The 250-nt window shown below is 57.2% G+C and carries 1 tRNA gene; it reads left to right on the top strand.

The features are described from left to right. The first annotated feature begins 175 nt into the window (after positions 1-175). A tRNA-Glu gene (locus QN378_RS23395) sits at positions 176-248 on the top strand. The last annotated feature ends 2 nt before the right edge of the window (positions 249-250 follow it).

A 250-nucleotide genomic window follows, 5' to 3' on the forward strand; every position in this document is an offset into this window, starting at 1 on the left:
GGGAATAGCTCAGTTGGTAGAGCACGACCTTGCCAAGGTCGGGGTCGCGAGTTCGAGTCTCGTTTCCCGCTCCATTTTGAAGCAGACGTGTTCTAGGACAGGTCTGGTGAAACCAGAACGAGATCTTCGGATCACGTTTTGGACACTGGGACATACAGTGTATGTTCCGGGCAGCGTCCCCTTCGTCTAGTGGCCTAGGACACCGCCCTTTCACGGCGGTAACAGGGGTTCGAGTCCCCTAGGGGACGCC

Origin of the sequence: Pseudomonas sp. 10S5 (assembly GCF_035019745.1) — a bacterium.
Taxonomy (GTDB): Bacteria; Pseudomonadota; Gammaproteobacteria; order Pseudomonadales; family Pseudomonadaceae; genus Aquipseudomonas.